Genomic DNA, 18,332 nt, shown 5'->3' on the forward strand with positions numbered 1-18,332 from the left:
CACCTCATTCCATCTCAGGCAGAAGTCCTGCCTTGGTAAATTCTTCAAACAACACATGGGGTGTCATGGGACAACGCATCATAGCAACGCCTGTTGCGTTTAAAATAGCGTTACGGATGGCAGGTGCCCCAGAACAAGCAGGAGGCTCACCCAAAGACTTGGTACCATACGGGCTGGTGGGCTCTATATTTTCCACGAAAGCGCCTTCCAAGGTGGGATGATCCATCATGGTAGACAGCTTGTAGTCTAGCAGGTTGTTGTTCAGTGGTTTACCAGTTTTACCATCGAATTTCAACTCTTCGCTCAAACCATAGCCGATGGCCATAGACATACCGCCGTGGACTTGTGCTTCTGCCAAAGCAGGGTTAATCAAGGTGCCACAGTCGTGAACGTTGACCATTTTAAGTAGCTTCACCTTGCACAGTTTAATATCCACTTCCACTTCTGCAAAGCTACAGCCAAAGGAGTAAGCATTGGTTTTGATTTGTGCGGTTTCTTCCGCGGTGATATGGTGGCTATCTTCCACGCTGTACAGGCATTCGGTTGCCAAATCACCCAGAGATTTCAGCACACGCCCATCGCTTTTACGGACGATAAACCCGTCCACCAAGTCCAAGGTTTCAATGGGCATACGGGTTTGGTCGTGGGCGATTTTCAAGATACGTTCACGAAGGGCCTGCCCAGTTTTGATGATGGAGAAGCCTCCGATGTAAGTTTGGCGAGAAGCGTAAGCCCCCAGACCAAAGGGGGTGATTTCTGTGTCTTGGTTGCTCACCACATGGACATCAGAGAATGGTACGCCCACCGCATCTGCCACCATTTGGCTATAGGCGGTATCGCAACCTTGCCCAATTTCTGTTTCGCCAGTTTGGAATTGGAGCGAACCGTCTTGGTTCAACACCATACGGCAAGAAGTGGATTCCAGTGAAATGGGCCACACTGCGGTGTTATACCAAAACACAGCAAGCCCCACACCACGGCGAATATCGCCCGTTTGATTTGCATATTCTGCTTGCTTGCGCTGAAAGTCTAGCATGGTCATGCCCTTGTCCATACACTGGTTAAAGGTGTCATGATAGAGCTCGTTTTTGCTAAACCCATCCACATAACCAACAGGCATGAGGTTTTGACGACGAAATTCAATGGGGTCACGCCCTAAGGCGCGCGCCACATCATCAATGTGGGCTTCCCCTGCGAACATGGCTTGGGGAATGCCATACCCACGCATAGCGCCAGCGGCAGGACAGTTGGTGAAAATAGTGTACGCATGGCCTTCCACATTGGGACATGGATATAGTTGTGGGAACGCACCCACACCCTTAGCGCAAATGCTGTGTCCATGGGAAGCATACCCCCCTTGGTTGGAGAATGCTTCAATTTTCCGTGCGGCAAAAGTGCCGTCAGGCCGTACCCAGCTGATAATATGGGTGCGAATGGCATGACGCACACGGTTGGTGACAAAGGTTTCTTCGCGGTCACACAGCAGCTTCACCAAGCGCCCACCCATCTGTTGGGTCACATAAGCACACAGTGGTTCGTAGAGCGCATCTTGCTTGTTACCAAAACCGCCACCGATGTAAGGTTTAATCAAACGGATTTTGCCCCAAGGCAATCCCAAAGCTTGCCCGCAGATACGGCGGACAATATGGGGGATTTGGGTGGAGGACACCACCACGATTTTGCCAGCTTCTTCATAGCCATAGCAGCCGTGGTTTTCAATGTGGCAATGTTGCACAATGGGGGTATTGTACCAGCCTTCTACCTTGATGAGGCCTTCTTCTTGGCAGGCCTTGGCATAATTACCGTTGTTGATGGTGGTGTGCTTTAAAATATTGTTGGGGTAATTTGCATGGATTTGGGCACGGCCTTCTTCCATGGCTTCTTGAGGGTCTAACACGAAGGGGAGTTCTTCATATTCCACCTTCAGTGCACGGATGCCCTGCACCGCAGCCACTTCATTGTCAGCCACCACAACGGCAATGTCATCCCCGTAATAACGAACATGACGGTTTAGCAGCAGTCGGTCTGCAATGTCTTGGTGACCGGGGTCGGTTGACCATGGGTGACCAGCTGTGGGGAATGGGATATTGGGCACATCGAAGCAGGTAATCACTTTTTCCACCCCTGTGATGGCCATGGCGGCGGCGGTGTCGATGGATTTGACATACCCATGGGCGATTTTTGCGTGGCAAATTTTCACCACCAAGGCGGATGCGTCGCACAAATCCTCAACATATTTGGCACGTCCAGTCACCTTGTCATAGGCATCCACACGGAGTTGACTTGTTCCTACACTTTTTGACATTTTCCATTGCCTCCTTCTATACACTTTTTATAGTTTCATAAATGTTTTCATGTTCCGTAGGGGCGGATTCTATATCCGCCCGTTGAACGGTCGTCTGGGATGTGGGCGGATATAGAATCCACCCCTACAAATTATAATTAACCTTGACTGAAATACAGAAAAATTGGTATACTAAGTAACATGAATGATTTCGAAAGGACGACCACACGATGGACATTGGTTGCGTTATTTTAGCCGCTGGTAACAGCCAGCGCTTTGGGGATAATAAACTCTTACAGCCTTTGCAGGGCAAGTCTTTGGTGCAACACGCTTTTGAGAAGGTGCCCCAAGGGGTATTCGCTGGCGTCACCGTGGTGACCCAGTATCCACCAATCATGGCTCTTGCCACCGACTTTGGATTTTCCGTACTCTATAACGACCAGCCAGAGCTGGGCATCAGCCATTCTTTACAGATGGGCTTAACCACCTTGCGCCACTGTAATGGGATACTGTTTATGGTCTGCGACCAACCACTGTTGCGCACAGAAACGCTGCAGCAATTGGTGGATTGGTTCGTTGGCCATCCCCATTTCATTGTGGCCGCTGGACACGATGGTGTGCGAGGGAACCCCTGCATTTTTCCTGCAGAATACTTTTCTAGTTTGATGACCCTCTCAGGTGACCAAGGTGGTGCACAGGTCATTCGTCAACACAGCGATGCCTTGCGACTCATTGAAGTTGACCCACGGGAGTTATTCGACGTTGACCATCCAGAGGCGTTGGCATCGTTGCGAGAGACGGTGTAAACCAAAAATTTGTAGGGCGGGGGCTTGGTAGATAGGTTATCGTCTCCCGTATGGCGTGTCTGCCAAAGGTAATTTTTTGCGGAACACGCCGTCGTATCGGTAATAGGCATCGGCAATGGCAGGTGCGGTGGGAATAGAGGTAATCTCCCCAATCCCAATGGCACCACAGGCCACGTCCAAGCCTTGCTTTTCTACAATAATCGGCACAATTTCGGGAATTTGGTTGGCTTTAAACAGCCCCAGAGTCCCGAATTTTGCTGTCGGCTTGCAATCCTTCAAAGGGTATTGCTCCGTGAGAGCAAAGCCCATTGACATGACCACACCTCCTTCAATTTGTCCTTCCACAGACAGCGGATTGATGGCCTTGCCCACATCGTGAGCCGCCACCAATTGGGTGATTTTGCCATTTTCATCTAGAATACAAATCTGGGTGGCATAGCCATAGGCTATATGACTTTTGGGGTTGGTCACTTTGGCACCCAAGGGATCGGTTTTACCGAAATATTCTGCGTAAAATTCTTCTCCATCAAGCTCTGCCAAGGACTTCCCTGCCAGCGCCACATTCAAATCTTCACAGGCGCGGCGACAAGCTTCCCCAGAGAACAAAGTCTGGCGAGAACCCGAGGTGGTGCCAGAATCAGGTGCGGTCACAGTATTGGAGTGGCGATAAATCACATCCTCATGGGAAATACCCGTCTGCTGGCATACCATTTGCACCAATACAGTGCCAAGACCCTGCCCAATGCAAGAGCCACCACAGTGGATTTCTACTTTTCCATCCTGCACCAGCAATCGCACACGACCTGTGTCAGGAATCCCCACGCCAACGCCAGCGTTTTTCAAACAACAGCCAATACCCACCACTTGGGCGGCATCGTAATAGGGTTTCACCGCTTCTAATGTTTCCACCAAGCCAGTGCTCTCGTCCACGATTTGCCCGTTGGGCAGTTCTTGGCCGGGGCGAATGGCATTGCGATAGCGAATCTCCCATGGGGTAATGCCCACCAAGTCTGCCATTTGATTCAGCAAACTTTCAATGCAAAAGCAAGTCTGGGTCACACCGAAGCCACGGAAGGCACCAGCAGGGGGATTGTTGGTGTAATAGGCATAGCCATCGATGGAGAAATCTTGGTAATTATAAGGGCCAGCAGCATGGGTACAAGCCCGTTCTAGCACAGGGCCACCCAAAGACGCATAGGCGCCTGTGTCAGCGATAACCTGTGCCGCCACCCCTTGGATGATGCCGTTTTCATCACACCCCAAGGTAAATTCCATGTCCATGGGGTGACGTTTTGGGTGAATCAAAATACTCTCAGCACGGCTTAATTTCACTTTCACCGCACGTCCTGACAGCACAGCCACCAAGGCCGCATGGTGTTGGACACTCATGTCCTCTTTGCCACCAAAACCACCGCCAACCAATAGATTTTCTACCTGTACACGCTCTGCGCTCCAGCCCAGCATGTGCATAATCTCATGTTGGGTGTCATAAGCCCCTTGGTCGGTGGAGAGCACCACAACCGCGTCTCCCTTGGGATAAGCTACGGCGCATTCAGGTTCTAGGAAGGCGTGTTCCGTCCACGGGGTTTCAAAGCGCTCGGTTAAAACGTGCTTAGATAGGGCGATGGCTTTGGCTGGGTTGCCACGCTGAATATGTTTATGGGCAAGGAGATTGCCGCCTCTATGCACCAAAGGCGCATCGTACAACATGGCTTCTTTTGGGGATGACACAAAGGGCAATTCTTCGTATTCCACCTCCACCAAGGCTTTGGCCTGTGCCAAAATTTCTTGGGTTTCAGCCGCTACAAGGCAGATGGAATCCCCCAGATAATGGGTGATATCCCCCACGGCAATCATGGTGTCCCAATCTTGCACCAAGTGCCCAACCTTGTTGGAACATGGCACATCTGCGGCGGTGTACACCCCCACCACACCCTCTAAAGCAAGGGCTTTTTCGGTATGAATGGCAAGGACACGCGCCCGTGGATACTGACTACGGACAGCACTGGCATAAATCATGCTGGGCAGGTACACATCGTCGGGATAAATCCCCTTCCCTGTCACCTTTTCCGCCACATCTACACGAGGGACCCGTTGCCCCAAAGACCAATCGGTGGGTGGTGCAGGAATTTCTTTGTCTTTCAAACACTGTGCCGCCAACAAAATGGCATCGATAATCTTCACATAGCCTGTGCAACGGCAAATATTATTGCGGATCGCAAACGCCACCTCCGCCCGTGTTGGCTCTGGATTCACATCCAAAAGCCCCTTGGCGCAAATGACCATACCCGGGATGCAAAAGCCGCACTGCACCGCCCCCGCCATCCCGAACGCGTGGGTGTAGACTTTTTGTTCAAAATCGCTGAGGCCTTCCACCGTGATGATGGTTTTGCCCTCTAGCTTATCTGTTTGGGGAATGCAGGCCTTGGTGGGCTTCCCATCAATGAGCACGTGGCAGGTGCCACAGGCCCCTTCACTGCACCCATCTTTTACCGAAGTTAGGTGCATGGTGTCTCGCAAAAACCGCATTAACTTTTGGTTTTTGTCCACAGTGACGCTTTGTCCATTTACAATAAAAGTAGCCATGAGCATCCTCTACTTTCCATCCGTGGTTTAAAAGGTTGACCTTTTAAACATTATACCTGTTTTGTGGGAAAGTTGCAACCTATTTTTTACTTTTCGTTATCCTTTTTATAGCATAGCGTGTCATTTCGTGGTTGCCAACTCCCAGCCCACCAAAAGCGCCCCTGATTTAACACCAATGGTCACTGGTTTTCCTTGGAAATGATTACTGACTCCCATGGGAATATGGGGGTGTAACGTGCCGTTGTCCAAAGTGTATTGAGCGCCAGCAATGGTGACCCCATCTGCCTGACCATTTATGGCAAATATGGACAGCAATCCCCACTCCACATGGCTTTCCAGCACCACGGTTTCCGCCTCAATAGCTGTAAAGCAAAACCCCTTGTCATAGACACACCCTTTCGCCCCACAACGGCGAATATATAGTAAATTTTGGAAGGCCGCAATAGTATGGTCAAGGCGGTCACCGCCTGTTACTCCGTAAAGGTAAATCTCTTTACAGCCTTTGTCTAAAGCCAGTTTGATGGCAAGCATACTATCTGTGTCATCTTTTTCCACTGGCACCTGTATGATGTTGGGAAAATCGGTGGGTTTTGCCATAGAATCAAAATCACCCACCACCACTGAGGGGGTGATACCCGCCAACAAACAAGTTTCGTATCCACCGTCAGCCGCCACGATATAATCGTCTTGGGTAGGCCGTTCTTCCAGACCATAGAAACTACCAGCCCCGAAAATAAAACCACGCATACTGCCCACCTCCTGCTTTTTATCTAATACAGTATACCACAACAGTGGTAAAAAGTAAAAGGCAAAAAACAGTAGAACCGTGAACACACACGTTTCTACTGCCTTTTGATCAATATATTGCTTAGAACAAGCCTGTGATTTTACCACATTCGTCCACATCGATTTTCTCAGCAGAGGGCACCTTGGGAAGCCCCGGCATGGTCATGATGTTGCCTGTGATGGCCACCACAAACCCAGCGCCAGCAGATAGTCGCAAGGAACTCACGGTAATGGTAAAGTCCTCTGGTGCACCCAAACGGGTGGCATCATCAGAGAAGCTATATTGGGTTTTTGCCATACAGATGGGCAAATTGCCATAACCCATATCCTCAAATTGTTTGAGTTGCTTTTGGGCATTGGCTGTCAGCACAACGCCGTTGCCACGGTAAATTCTTGTGACGATGGCATTGAGTTTTTCCAGCAAAGTGGTGTCTTCTTGGTAGCTAAAGGTGAAGTGAGAAGGTTGTTCACACAGACGCACCACTTCCTCTGCCAAGGCCACACCACCTTCGCCACCCTTTGCCCACACATCAGAGAGCACTACATTAACCCCACGCTCTGCGCATAGCGCTTTAATCAGCGCCACTTCGTTATCTGTGTCAGTGGGGAAGCGATTCACAGCCACAACCACAGGCAGGTGATACACCTCCACCATGTTGGCCACGTGACGGAGCAAATTGGGGATGCCAGCTTCTAGGGCGTTCAAATCTTCTGTGCCCAGCTCATTTTTGGCTTTGCCACCGTGCATTTTCAGCGCACGGATGGTGGCCACAACAACCACCGCAGATGGGGTAAAGCCAGCCTTGCGGCATTTAATATCCAAGAATTTTTCAGCCCCCAAATCGGAGCCGAAGCCAGCTTCTGTCACAGCATAATCCCCCAATTGCAAGGCCATACGGGTGGCCAGCACAGAGTTGCAGCCGTGGGCAATGTTGGCAAAGGGGCCACCATGGACAAAGGCAGGTGTGCCTTCCAAGGTTTGCACCAAATTTGGCTTAATGGCATCACGAAGCAATGCCGTCATAGCGCCAACAGCATTCAAATCGCCAGCGGTGACAGGCTTTTTATCATAGGTATAACCCACCACCATACGTCCCAGACGCGCTTTTAAATCAAACACAGAGGAAGCCAAGCAAAACACTGCCATAATCTCAGAAGCCACCGTGATATCAAACCCATCTTCACGGGGCACACCGTTGACAGTGCCACCAATACCATCGATGACAGCACGCAGTTGACGGTCGTTCATGTCCACACAGCGGCGCCAAGTGATAGATTTGGGGTCGATGTTCAGGCTATTGCCTTGGTAAATATGGTTATCTAGCATAGCGGCCAGCAAGTTGTTTGCCGCGCCAATGGCGTGCAAATCACCAGTGAAGTGGAGGTTGATGTCCTCCATGGGCACCACTTGGGCATAGCCACCACCAGCGGCGCCACCTTTCATGCCAAACACTGGGCCAAGAGAAGGTTCACGCAAAGCAACAGCCGTTTTTTTACCTAAGCGACGCAACCCATCTGCCAAGCCAATGGTGGTGGTGGTCTTCCCTTCCCCTGCTGGGGTTGGGCTGATGGCTGTGACCAAAATCAGCTTACCTTGTGGCACAGTATCGTCTAACAACGAAAAGTTCACCTTTGCCTTATAACGACCGTATGGCTCTAACATAGCGGCATCAATTCCAGCAACGGAGGCAATCTCCTCGATGGGTTTCATGGTGTAGCTTTGGGCGATTTCCAAATCAGAAAACATTTCTATACTCCTTAATCAATCAGTGCTAACAGTATACTACAGATTACACCCACTGTAAATAGGTAGTACTATTCAAATTTGAAATACCAGCCATAACAAAGCGAAAATCACAGGTTGATGCAGTATGTAAATCACCAGCGAGTGACGACCCAAAAATCGCAGTGGCATGGTCAAGGCATAGGGTTGCCCATCTGGCAAATTCAGCCCCACACGGCTGAGAAAATACCCACACAAAAACATGGGGAACCATGGCAAAAAGGCAAAGTAGTCGGTGGAAGCAAACCCCGTAAAGGGACAGCCAAAAAAAGCGGTGATATAATTGGCTTAAAATACCCGTGGCACATCCATCGCCCATAGACTGCCAAAAGACAGTTGCCCTATGGTCATATCTTGAAACAGGACGAATAGCAAGACAGCCAAAACAAACCCAACCCAAGGGTTCCATGTTTTTAGCCAAGGCGCTATGGCGCACAGCACCAACATAGCACTGCCAATCAGGGTCAGCACACCCCAGATTACAGCGTTACTGGGCATCACCAGTAACGTGACAAGGCTCACCAAACACCCAGCCCCAAACACCTGTAGCCCACGGCGCAAAGGATTGCGCCCTAACGACCAGCAAAAACCTGCCAAGGCGATAAATGTAGAGGCCGCCAACAGTTGTACCCAATGGACAATTCCCCCATTAAACCATGGCAGTGGCACCCCAAACAAGTTTTTCAAATTCCACAGCGTGTGATAAGCCAGCATCACCACGATGCAAACCCCACGCATCGTATCTAATACAAAAATCCGAGGACGATGATTCATACAAGCCTCCTACTATATAATATTACACAAAAACACAAAAGGGCAAGGTGCTGTGCACCTTGCCCATCTCAGGTTGTTAAAAAAGGTGCCACCAGTGGCACCTTTTTTAACAACCTGAAAATCGCCCAAGTACAAACGATTAAAATCATGCAATTTCATTTGGTTTTGCAAGTTTTTTATCTGCAAAAAATTTCGCTTTAGGGCGATTAGTTTCATTCGAGGTGGGCTTTGCCCCCTCGAGCTCCCCCAAACTTCCCAACGCCAAGTTTTTTGACAGACACAAAAGGGCAAGGTGCTGTGCACCTTGCCCATCTGCATAAAAAAGAAGAGAGATTATCTGCACAGGTAGCTCCACTAAAGCAAGCTGTGCATTGAAAGAAGATGGTATCAGTATAGCGCATCAAACCTAGTTTGACTATCGCATTTGCAACAAATTTATGTTAAATGTAAGAAAAGTTGCCTTACGCTGTAATGGCTTCCACCAAAAGAGGGTCTGCTTTTCGTTCTTCCATTAAGTGTACCACCTGATCCAACATAGGCAACGAGGGCATAGCCCCCATGCTCGTGACCGTAATGGCCGCCGTATGGACTGCAAATGACAGTGCCAATGCTTGGCTCATCCCCATGGACAAGGCAATGCAAAAAGCCGCCACAAACGAGTCACCTGCCCCAGTTGGGTCTGCAACCGCGTCCATACGCACACTTTCCACGCCTTGATACACCCCGTCTTGGGTTGCCAATAATGCGCCATATTCCCCTAATGTGACAATCACATTGGCAGCGCCTCTGGCTTGAAATACCTTGACAATGGCTTTCAAGTCACTACGGTTCACCCCAGTGTCATCCACGCGCAAAGGGCGCCCAGATTCTTGTGCCGCCTCTTGCTCATTGGGGATTAAATACGTGACATAAGGCAACAGTGCATCATCCAACGGCGTGGCAGGAGCTGGATTCAACAACACAGCCACACCAGCTTTATGGGCCCAGCGAGCCACGCTCAAATTTACCTCAGCAGGGATTTCCAACTGTAACAACACAGCGTCAAACTGGGCAATCCCAGTCTCAAGCCATGCCACATCATCGTGTTCCACAGCCAAATTGGCACCGGGGATCACCACAATGCGGTTTTGCGCCACACCATTTTTCACCTCTAATGTGATGTGACCCACCCCAGTGGTAACGCCTTCCACCGTGCGCACGTGAGAAATATCCACCCCTTGGGCGGCCACTTCTCGCTTTAACTCAGTGCCAAAACCATCGTTGCCCACGCAACCGATAATGGTCACCTCAGCCCCCAGACGAGCACATTGCACCGCTTGGTTCACACCTTTTCCGCCACAGGCAGTTTGAAATGCAGTGCCATACACTGCTTCACCCCGTCCCGGCACCACATGGGTGGTGGCGATAACATCCATCACAAAGCTGCCAACCACTAATATTTTGGGTTTTCTATTCATAAACGGAGTACTCCTGTTCGCTTAAAAATTAATTGCTTTCATTATACATAAAAAAAGCAAAATATTCAAGCTTTTTTCTGAAATTCAAAGGAAAACGTTTTTCTGCTCTAAAATATACACGATATTCAATACCATATACATCAAAACTCTCAGCACTTTTTCAGTGCTGAGAGTTTGAAAATACGTGATTTTACAATTTTTTCCGCATAATTGAGTGGGCAAAAAAGTCGTTGACAAAGTACTCGTTGGAGCAAAACACAGGGTGACCATCAATATCGAAATCCACTTCCTTCACATTTAGCAAAGGGGTTCCCACCGGGATGGCAAAAATTTCAGCCAAATTATCATTTGCCACAACGGGAGAAATATTTGCCAAGTCCATATAGGCCGACACGCCACAATACTGTTGCAAGAAATGGAACACGGGCAACCTAAAATCATTGATGGTATAATTGCCTTTGGCCAGAGTTTTGTCAATCACGTCTTCGCAGTAGATAGCAGGCTTGCCATCAGCGGTGCAAAGACGGCTGATACGAATCACAGGAGCACCTTCCAGAATACCCAACTGCTTGGCTATCTCTTGGTCAGCCACCCCATCCGCTACACGGACAAAGGCCACATCTGGCTTAAAACCATTTTGGCGAATCATATCTAAAAACTCTACCTCAATATCCATGCGGGTGTCCACTTCAAGAATATGGCGGTTAATGATGGTACCCACACCATGACGACGGGTGATAAAGCCTTCACGCTCCAGGGAGGCTAAGATATCGCGCAATTGTGTACGGCTAATGTTCATGCGCTCTGCCAGCACACTCTCCCGTGGTAAACGATCGCCCGAAGCATATGGCCCCGTGCGCATAGCGCCCAGCAATTCAGCTCGAATGCTTTTTGATGAAGATGTTTGTGTACTCATACAGCCTCCCTCGTTCCTTTTCATATTTTAAAGGTCGCACCTATTATATCAAATCTCACAATCAATTGCAAGAAAAATCCACCACCATCTTGTCAAAAATCACAATTTCCCTCATATTACCCACCGCATTGTCCCAATCTTTATGAAATCGTTTATCACGATACACTTGTAAATTCACAAAAATGTGATATGATGGTACAGGTATTCTTTTTCATACGCTGCAAAGGAGGTGACACCCTATGGCAAAAACAGAACGCCACGTACTAGATTGGATGCAGCAACATTTGCGCAACCCCATTTTAGACAAGCTGTTGGTGCTGGTCAGTCGCATTGGTGACAACGGTGAGGTTTGGTTTGTCACCATGTGCGTGTTATTGCTGCAAAAACAAACCCGTCTCACGGGCTGGGTGATTTTTGTCACCATGAGCTTGGAGCTATTGGTGTGCAATGTTTGGCTCAAACCAAAATTAGGCCGCCGCCGCCCCTTTAAAGACCACCCCCAAATACAGCTTTTGGTAAAAGAACCCACCGACTGCTCCTTCCCTTCTGGGCACACAGCCTCTGCCTTCGCTGCCTCTACTTCCCTATGGCTTTGTGGCAACGGTCTGTATCAGCCAGCACTGATTATCGCCGTGCTGACCGCCCTCTCTCGGCTCTATCTGTACGTGCACTGGCCCAGCGATGTATTGGGTGGCATCGGCCTTGGTGTTATCATCGGCATCACAGGGCAATATTTAGGGCATCTTAGCGGCATTTGGTTCGTCCTACAATTTTTAACCTAACACAATTGACAATCCTTACCACAATATGTTATACTCATGTTGCTATAAAAATTGAATAAGTTTACAAGTTTCACAGCTGTGAATGAAAAGAAAATTTGGTGCAAATCCAAAACGAACCCGTCACTGTAAGAGGGAGCAATTTGCCAACACCATTGGGAAACCGAGAAGGGGCAACGTTGCGATGAACTTAAGTCAGGAGAACTGCTTGTAGACGCCGATTAAAATTAATTGCGGTGCTCAACTAATTTTAGCTACAGTTTCTGTGGCCTTTTGTTGAGCAATCTTTTCAGATTGCTCTTTTTTTATTCTCTCAATGTTTATAGCTATATTCAAAAAAGGAGTCGAATTATGTACAAAAAAATCCTAACCCTCACCACCATTCTATCCGCCATGTCTCTCCTGTCCACCCCTGCGTACGCCATGCACATTATGGAGGGCTTTTTGCCTGTGACCCACAGCATCGCTTGGTTCGTAATCTCACTGCCCTTTTTCATCATTGGACTAAAGTCTATCGGCAAAATCGTCAATGAAAACCGCAAAAATTTATTACTGTTGTCAATGATGGGCGCCTTCGCCTTTGTCCTCTCTGCACTGAAAATCCCCAGTGTCACTGGTTCTTCTAGCCACCCCACTGGCACAGGGCTGGGCGCAGTTCTCTTTGGGCCATCTGTCATGGCTGTGCTGGGCTTTATCGTACTCTTGTTTCAAGCTATTTTGCTGGCTCACGGTGGCTTAACCACCCTAGGCGCCAACACCTTTTCCATGGCCATTGCTGGCCCCTTTGTGGCCTACGGTGTGTATAAGCTATGTCAAAAATCCAACTTGAAAAAACCTGCCTGCGTGGGTATCGCCTGCGGCTTGGGCGACCTTGCCACCTATTGTGTCACCTCTGTGCAATTGGGTTTGGCCCACCCCAGTGAAGTGGGTGGCGTGATGGCTTCCATCGCCAAATTTATGAGCGTGTTCGCCGTGACCCAAATCCCTCTAGCCGTCATCGAAGGCATTTTATCTGCCGTAGTGGTGATGCTGTTGGTCAACGTAGCCAAGCCTGAGCTTGACGCCATTCATTATTAAGGAGATTATCATCATGGAACATAAAACAACGAAAACTGTCATTGCCTTGCTCTGTTTATGCGTGGTCATCGCCATCGTTCCCCTCCTGCTGATTACAGACAGCGAATTTGGTGGTGCCGACGGACAAGCCGAAGAAGTCATCATGGAAATCAATGCCGACTACGAACCTTGGTTTGAAAGCATCATCGAACTGCCCGGTGGCGAAACCGAATCTCTTCTCTTTTGCTTACAAGCCGCTCTAGGCGGTATGGTTTTTGGCGGCGGATTTGGCTATTTCGTCGGCAGAAAACAACAAAGCTAACCCATGGCACACACACATCCATTGACCGCTGGCTTTTCCCCTACACAAGGGACTGTGATGCGCAGCGTCCACGCAGGATTGACTATGGTCTGCACCATCGCCACAACGTTTATCTGTGTGGCCTTTGATAACACCCATTGCCACCTTTGGGTTCTGGCTTCTATGGTGTTTGCCATGCTTGTTCTGTGCAAATGCCCACCCAAAACCCTTGTGGCTATGTGCAAAATACCGTTGGTGTTTATTCTTTTGAGCTGTATCACCGTGACTGTACAGGTCAGCACTTCCGAAATTGCCAACAGCGTTCATATCCTAGGGCTATCCTTTTTTGTCACCCCAACCTCACTGACACAAGGGTTGACACTGGCTTGTAAGGCTTGCGGTGCCACCAGCTGCCTCTTCTTTTTCATCACCAGCACGCCTTTACCCAACATGATTGCCACCTTGCGCACATGGAAATGTCCCCCTTGCTCATTGAGCTGATGTATCTGATTTACCGCTACTTATTTGTGTTATTGGAAACACAAACTGCCATGACCACAGCGGCACACGCACGTCTTGGCTATGCCACTTACAAACGCAGTTGGTACACCTTCACCCATATGAGTGGTAACGTACTGATTCACGCCTTCAAACGTAGCTCTGCTTGCTTTGACGCTATGGAGTCTCGCCTCTACGACGGACACATCAACTTTTACACAAAATCTGTTCCCTTGCAACCAACCCACCTACTTTGTTGTGGCGGCTATTTGGCCACGGTGGTTGCTGTGGGATTCTGGGGGTAAGGAAATGGAACCTATTTTACAACTGCAACACGTGTCCTTTGCCTATGACAGCCACCACCACACCTTAAATGATGTGAATATTTCCTTTGCAAAAGGTGAAATGGTGGCAGTTTTAGGCAACAACGGCGCTGGCAAAACCACATTTTTTCTGCTGTGCAACGGGGTGTTAACCCCCCACACTGGCACGCTGTCTCTCCATGGCAAACCAATCAGTCGTAGCAAGGCTGATTTGATGACCTTGCGCAAATGCGTGTCCATTGTCTTTCAAGACCCTGACACCCAGCTCATCGCCCCCACAGTAGACGCAGAGGTGTCCTTTGGCCCCATGAATTTGGGTTTGCCCTCCACCGAAGTCGTGCAACGAGTAGACAGCGCTTTATCCACCTTGCATCTCCAACACTTAAAATCAAGATCCACCCACGCTTTAAGCGGAGGCGAAAAAAAGCAGGTGACCATCGCCGATATTTTAGCCATGGAACCTGAGGTGATTTTGCTAGACGAACCCACCGCTTCTCTTGACCCTAAAAATGCCCAAATATTAGAGGACATTCTCTTGGCCTTAAACGCCAGTGGTGTCACCGTCATTCTCTCCACCCATGACATCGATTTTGCCTACGGCATCTGCCAGCGTGCAGTGGTATTCTCCCAAGGGAAAATCTTAGCTGACGGGGATATTGAAACGGTACTTTCCAACAAAGAAACCATCGCCAAAGCTGGCCTGCGTCAACCCATTCTCTTGCAAATTCAGCAACAAATAGCCAATGGACTCGACCCACAAAAATTAACCCATCTGCGCCATACCAAAGAACTCAACACGTTGTAAAAAAAGGCACCTGCATTGTGATGCAGGTGCCTTTTGTCGGGTTTTATCGGCGTGCGCTGTTGGTTTTATTGTGCTCTAGCACCAAGCGATCCGCGATCATGGCGATGAACTCGCTGTTGGTGGGCTTGCCTTTGGCATTGGACACAGTGTAACCAAAGAAGGTTTGCAAGGTTTCCAAATCACCACGATCCCATGCCACTTCGATAGCATGGCGAATGGCTCGTTCCACACGGGAGGCGGTGGTGTCATAGCGCTGTGCCACCATCGGGTAGAGCACCTTAGTGACCGCATTGATTACGTCCATATCCTCCACAGCGATCATAATGGCTTCTCTTAAATATTGATAGCCTTTGATATGGGCTGGCACTCCAATTTCATGGATCACAGCGGTGACAGTGGCTTTCAAATCCCCCATATCAGCAGATGCACCCACTTCACACATACCACTCATCCGCAAGAGTACCGTGTCAATTTGGCAAGGCTTTGCCATAAAATAATCCACACCCAATTCCATCGCCCGTTGGACAGTGCGGTCACTGCAAAACGCGGAGAGCACAATGGTTTTCTCTGCCACATCACTTCCCAACTCTTCTAGCACGGCCAAGCCATCTAACTTCGCCAACAATATATCCATCACTATCACATCAGGGTTTAGCGCTTTGATTTTCTCCACAGCGTCAAGACCATCTAAGGCCACGCCAGCCAATGTAAATTGAGGTTGCTTTTCTATGGCTTGTGTCAACGCCGTGCGAAATTCTTGATTCCCATCTACCACCAGTACTGTTTTTCCTTGTATCATGACTCTCATTCCCTTTCACTCACTACAATTTCAACTTTGCCAGCCCATCTTTAGGGAACCTCTAAAACCCACGTTTTAGAGCCACCCTTTCTCTTTTCAGCAGATTACACTTGGTTCCCTGCTCTCACTAGCCTTTTCTATAAATTACCACATTTGGCTCCAACTTGCAACACGAAATTGTAAAAATCTAAATAAATCGTTCGTCAAAACAAGACATAAACCGCACAGCATGCGCAATAAGCAACTTTTTCGCCATAATTCGACAGCATTCGACAAATCATCCTAAGCTCGCGCAATCACTGGGCCCACCTCTGAGCATTTCCAACCCATGGCCAAGGGTTGGCAGCACTGCCTGTAAATTTTCCTTGGCAGCTTTGGGGCTACCGGGAAGATTGACAATCAATGTCCTAGCGCAAATGCCAGCTTGGGCACGGGAGAGCATCCCACGTGGCGTAATGGCCATAGAAGCCATACGCATGGCTTCCCCAATCCCTGGCGCCATACGCTCACACACAGCAACCGTGGCCTCTGGGGTCATATCGCGGAGGGCAAAGCCAGTGCCACCTGTGGTGACCACAAGGGCAATCTCTCCGTTGGCGCACAGCTCGCGCAAGGCGCATTCAATCTCTCCTTGCTCATCAGGCACCAACACCATTCGCGTGACTTGATAGCCCCCTTGCTCTAACAATTCTCTCACCAAAGGGCCACCGCCATCTGGGCGTTCCCCTTGAAAACAACGGTCACTGACCGTCACAACTGCCGCTTGATACATGGCTGTTCCTCCTTATTGTAGGTGATGAATCTGGGTTGCCTCCAGCCAGACGCGCTGACCTTCTGCCCCACCTTTCATCCGTAAAATGGTTTGGTCGTCGCCACAAACTGGGCGCAATACCGTCCAACGCCCATCTAAATCTTCGTACTGCCCCGCCACGTCGCACAAAATGGCATTCTTATTTTCTTGAACACAACACAGGTCTTTGCCACGGACGGCAATGCCAGCACCTTTTGTATCCCATGGACTTTGGTCGCTGGTCAGCACGTTTTCAAACCCAGAAAGTCGTGCCGCCGCTAACGTTATAGGATGGGCAAACAAGGTGGCTGTGTCCACGATTTTTTCGGACCGTCCACTGTCTAACACGCAGATATTGGCACAGTTGCGTCGCACTTCCCCTGCATCGTGGCTCACCCAAATCACAGGGCACTCCAATTCTTGCAAAATCGTGGATAAATGTTGTTCCACAGCCCATGATAGATGGGCATCCAGTGCCGACAACGGCTCGTCGAAAAGCACCACTTTTGGTTTTCCCAACAACATCCGTCCCAAGGCCACGCGTTGCTTCTCTCCCCCAGACAATTGGTGGGGCAAAAGACATCTCACCTGCTCTAATCCTAATTTTTCTAGCATTGTAAAGGCATTTTCCTTGTCAATAACTTGCAAGTTTTTTTCCACTGTCCAGTGGGGAAACAAGGCATAGTGCTGAAATAAATAGCCTATATTTCGCTTTTGTGGTGGTAAATTGATGGACAATTCGCTGTCGAACAACACCTGCCCATCTAGCACAATCCGCCCACCGTCTGGACTCATAATCCCAGCGATACACTGTAACGTAACACTTTTACCACTGCCCGATTGTCCCAGCAACCCCAACACTCCACAGTGGGTTGTAAACTCCACAGCCAATGCAAAATCCCCCAACTGCTTGCGGATAGAAACTTCTAACTTCATAGCGTTTCCCTCCTGTGTTCAATCCATTGGAGCGCCAGCAAAAACACAAGGGCGATGGCCATGTTGACCCCCACCCAAGCCCACGCTTGCCCATCTTCTCCTGTGCGCCAGAGCTGATAGACTGTTGTGGCGATGGTGGCGGTACGGTTGGGGGTATAGCCAGCCACCATGGCTGTGGCGCCGTATTCCCCTAAGGCACGGGCAAAGGCTAGCACCAAACCTGCCAAAATTCCCTGCTTACACATGGGGAGCTGTACCTGCCAAAATAAAAATCGATCACTGAGTCCCAATGTCCGACCTGCCTGTAGCACCGTCACATCCATAGCCTCAAAACTGCCTCTAACTGTCCGATAAAACAACGGAAACGACACCGCAATGGTGGCAAAAATAGCCGACCACCATGTCATGGTCAATCCACCACCAAACAGCGCACCCAAAGGGCGGTTTGGACTGAGCACCATCAGTAGCAACCAGCCCACCACTGTAGGCGGTAGCACCAAAGGTAAGAGTAAAATGGCATCGAAAAACCCTTTCACCATGGGGCGCTGTTTTGCCACCCAGTTTGCCATAAAAATACCAAAAAAGAAGACAATTGTTGTAGAAATTAAAGCAATCCGCAAGGAATTATATAGGGGAAACCACTCCACAGCTTT

General features: G+C 49.3%; 15 protein-coding genes, 2 pseudogenes and 1 riboswitch. Of the genes and pseudogenes, 6 read left to right on the forward strand and 11 right to left on the reverse strand.

Annotation, left to right across the window (positions count from 1 at the left end; translation table 11 throughout):
* Positions 1-4: 4 nt before the first annotated feature.
* Positions 5-2,305, reverse strand: coding sequence for a xanthine dehydrogenase subunit XdhA (gene xdhA, locus RFF05_RS02570; RefSeq protein ID WP_409968872.1), 2,301 nt, complete (start codon positions 2,303-2,305; stop codon positions 5-7).
* A gap of 209 nt (positions 2,306-2,514) precedes the next feature.
* On the opposite strand from xdhA, the gene RFF05_RS02575 reads away from it, so the two are divergent.
* A complete protein-coding gene (locus RFF05_RS02575; RefSeq protein ID WP_409968873.1) occupies positions 2,515-3,090 on the forward strand; it encodes an NTP transferase domain-containing protein in 576 nt (191 codons plus the stop codon).
* 36 nt (positions 3,091-3,126) lie between these two features.
* Here RFF05_RS02575 and xdh read toward each other — a convergent pair whose 3' ends face one another.
* The 6 genes and pseudogenes from xdh to RFF05_RS02605 form a co-directional block, all read right to left on the reverse strand.
* Complete coding sequence (xdh, locus tag RFF05_RS02580) at positions 3,127-5,676, reverse strand: selenium-dependent xanthine dehydrogenase (RefSeq protein ID WP_409968874.1); 2,550 nt, start codon at positions 5,674-5,676, stop codon at positions 3,127-3,129.
* A 120-nt stretch (positions 5,677-5,796) separates the two neighbouring features.
* Complete coding sequence (locus tag RFF05_RS02585) at positions 5,797-6,423, reverse strand: thiamine diphosphokinase (RefSeq protein WP_409968875.1); 627 nt, start codon at positions 6,421-6,423, stop codon at positions 5,797-5,799.
* Positions 6,424-6,544: 121 nt separating this feature from the next.
* The gene (locus RFF05_RS02590; RefSeq protein WP_409968876.1) at positions 6,545-8,209 is read right to left on the reverse strand and encodes a formate--tetrahydrofolate ligase; all 1,665 of its coding nucleotides are present in this window, start codon (positions 8,207-8,209) and stop codon (positions 6,545-6,547) included.
* A 72-nt stretch (positions 8,210-8,281) separates the two neighbouring features.
* Positions 8,282-9,019 (reverse strand): annotated as a pseudogene (locus RFF05_RS02595) (heparan-alpha-glucosaminide N-acetyltransferase domain-containing protein).
* 461 nt (positions 9,020-9,480) lie between these two features.
* Positions 9,481-10,476 (reverse strand): ribokinase, encoded by a 996-nt coding sequence (locus tag RFF05_RS02600; protein ID WP_409968877.1) that lies wholly within the window; start codon positions 10,474-10,476, stop codon positions 9,481-9,483.
* Positions 10,477-10,666: 190 nt separating this feature from the next.
* Positions 10,667-11,392, reverse strand: a complete 726-nt coding sequence (locus RFF05_RS02605) for a GntR family transcriptional regulator (protein WP_409968878.1) — start codon at positions 11,390-11,392, stop codon at positions 10,667-10,669.
* A 239-nt stretch (positions 11,393-11,631) separates the two neighbouring features.
* On the opposite strand from RFF05_RS02605, the gene RFF05_RS02610 reads away from it, so the two are divergent.
* From RFF05_RS02610 to RFF05_RS02630, 5 genes and pseudogenes are all read left to right on the forward strand, one after another.
* Complete coding sequence (locus tag RFF05_RS02610) at positions 11,632-12,174, forward strand: phosphatase PAP2 family protein (protein ID WP_409968879.1); 543 nt, start codon at positions 11,632-11,634, stop codon at positions 12,172-12,174.
* Positions 12,175-12,222: 48 nt separating this feature from the next.
* A riboswitch (cobalamin riboswitch) is annotated at positions 12,223-12,398 on the forward strand.
* 124 nt (positions 12,399-12,522) lie between these two features.
* A complete protein-coding gene (locus RFF05_RS02615) occupies positions 12,523-13,248 on the forward strand; it encodes an energy-coupling factor ABC transporter permease (RefSeq protein WP_409968880.1) in 726 nt (241 codons plus the stop codon).
* Between the two features lie 13 nt (positions 13,249-13,261).
* A complete protein-coding gene (locus tag RFF05_RS02620; protein WP_409968881.1) occupies positions 13,262-13,549 on the forward strand; it encodes an energy-coupling factor ABC transporter substrate-binding protein in 288 nt (95 codons plus the stop codon).
* An 84-nt stretch (positions 13,550-13,633) separates the two neighbouring features.
* Positions 13,634-14,331 (forward strand): annotated as a pseudogene (gene cbiQ, locus RFF05_RS02625) (cobalt ECF transporter T component CbiQ).
* 4 nt (positions 14,332-14,335) lie between these two features.
* The gene (locus RFF05_RS02630) at positions 14,336-15,154 is read left to right on the forward strand and encodes an energy-coupling factor ABC transporter ATP-binding protein (protein WP_409968882.1); all 819 of its coding nucleotides are present in this window, start codon (positions 14,336-14,338) and stop codon (positions 15,152-15,154) included.
* 43 nt (positions 15,155-15,197) lie between these two features.
* Here RFF05_RS02630 and spo0A read toward each other — a convergent pair whose 3' ends face one another.
* The 4 genes from spo0A to modB form a co-directional block, all read right to left on the reverse strand.
* The gene (gene spo0A / locus RFF05_RS02635; RefSeq protein WP_409968883.1) at positions 15,198-15,953 is read right to left on the reverse strand and encodes a sporulation transcription factor Spo0A; all 756 of its coding nucleotides are present in this window, start codon (positions 15,951-15,953) and stop codon (positions 15,198-15,200) included.
* 277 nt (positions 15,954-16,230) lie between these two features.
* Complete coding sequence (locus RFF05_RS02640; RefSeq protein ID WP_409968884.1) at positions 16,231-16,725, reverse strand: molybdenum cofactor biosynthesis protein B; 495 nt, start codon at positions 16,723-16,725, stop codon at positions 16,231-16,233.
* A gap of 12 nt (positions 16,726-16,737) precedes the next feature.
* Positions 16,738-17,679 carry a sulfate/molybdate ABC transporter ATP-binding protein gene (locus tag RFF05_RS02645; protein ID WP_409968885.1) on the reverse strand — a complete coding sequence of 314 codons (942 nt, stop codon included), beginning with the start codon at positions 17,677-17,679 and terminating at the stop codon, positions 16,738-16,740.
* Positions 17,676-18,326 (reverse strand): molybdate ABC transporter permease subunit, encoded by a 651-nt coding sequence (modB, locus tag RFF05_RS02650; protein WP_409968886.1) that lies wholly within the window; start codon positions 18,324-18,326, stop codon positions 17,676-17,678. The genes RFF05_RS02645 and modB overlap by 4 nt, the downstream gene beginning before the upstream one ends.
* Positions 18,327-18,332: the final 6 nt, after the last annotated feature.

Source organism: Bengtsoniella intestinalis, assembly GCF_039719005.1.
Classification (GTDB): Bacteria; Bacillota; Clostridia; order Oscillospirales; family Oscillospiraceae; genus Oscillibacter; species Oscillibacter intestinalis.

Coding starts and splice junctions, on each gene's coding strand:
- RFF05_RS02615 (WP_409968880.1), top strand. CDS start 12,523: ATGTACAAAAAAATCCTAACCCTCACCACCATTCTATCCGCCATGTCT.
- RFF05_RS02620 (WP_409968881.1), top strand. CDS start 13,262: ATGGAACATAAAACAACGAAAACTGTCATTGCCTTGCTCTGTTTATGC.
- RFF05_RS02590 (WP_409968876.1), bottom strand. CDS start 8,209: ATGTTTTCTGATTTGGAAATCGCCCAAAGCTACACCATGAAACCCATC.
- xdhA (WP_409968872.1), bottom strand. CDS start 2,305: ATGTCAAAAAGTGTAGGAACAAGTCAACTCCGTGTGGATGCCTATGAC.
- RFF05_RS02585 (WP_409968875.1), bottom strand. CDS start 6,423: ATGCGTGGTTTTATTTTCGGGGCTGGTAGTTTCTATGGTCTGGAAGAA.
- spo0A (WP_409968883.1), bottom strand. CDS start 15,953: ATGATACAAGGAAAAACAGTACTGGTGGTAGATGGGAATCAAGAATTT.
- RFF05_RS02645 (WP_409968885.1), bottom strand. CDS start 17,679: ATGAAGTTAGAAGTTTCTATCCGCAAGCAGTTGGGGGATTTTGCATTG.
- xdh (WP_409968874.1), bottom strand. CDS start 5,676: ATGGCTACTTTTATTGTAAATGGACAAAGCGTCACTGTGGACAAAAAC.
- RFF05_RS02640 (WP_409968884.1), bottom strand. CDS start 16,725: ATGTATCAAGCGGCAGTTGTGACGGTCAGTGACCGTTGTTTTCAAGGG.
- RFF05_RS02575 (WP_409968873.1), top strand. CDS start 2,515: ATGGACATTGGTTGCGTTATTTTAGCCGCTGGTAACAGCCAGCGCTTT.
- RFF05_RS02600 (WP_409968877.1), bottom strand. CDS start 10,476: ATGAATAGAAAACCCAAAATATTAGTGGTTGGCAGCTTTGTGATGGAT.
- RFF05_RS02610 (WP_409968879.1), top strand. CDS start 11,632: ATGGCAAAAACAGAACGCCACGTACTAGATTGGATGCAGCAACATTTG.
- RFF05_RS02630 (WP_409968882.1), top strand. CDS start 14,336: ATGGAACCTATTTTACAACTGCAACACGTGTCCTTTGCCTATGACAGC.
- RFF05_RS02605 (WP_409968878.1), bottom strand. CDS start 11,392: ATGAGTACACAAACATCTTCATCAAAAAGCATTCGAGCTGAATTGCTG.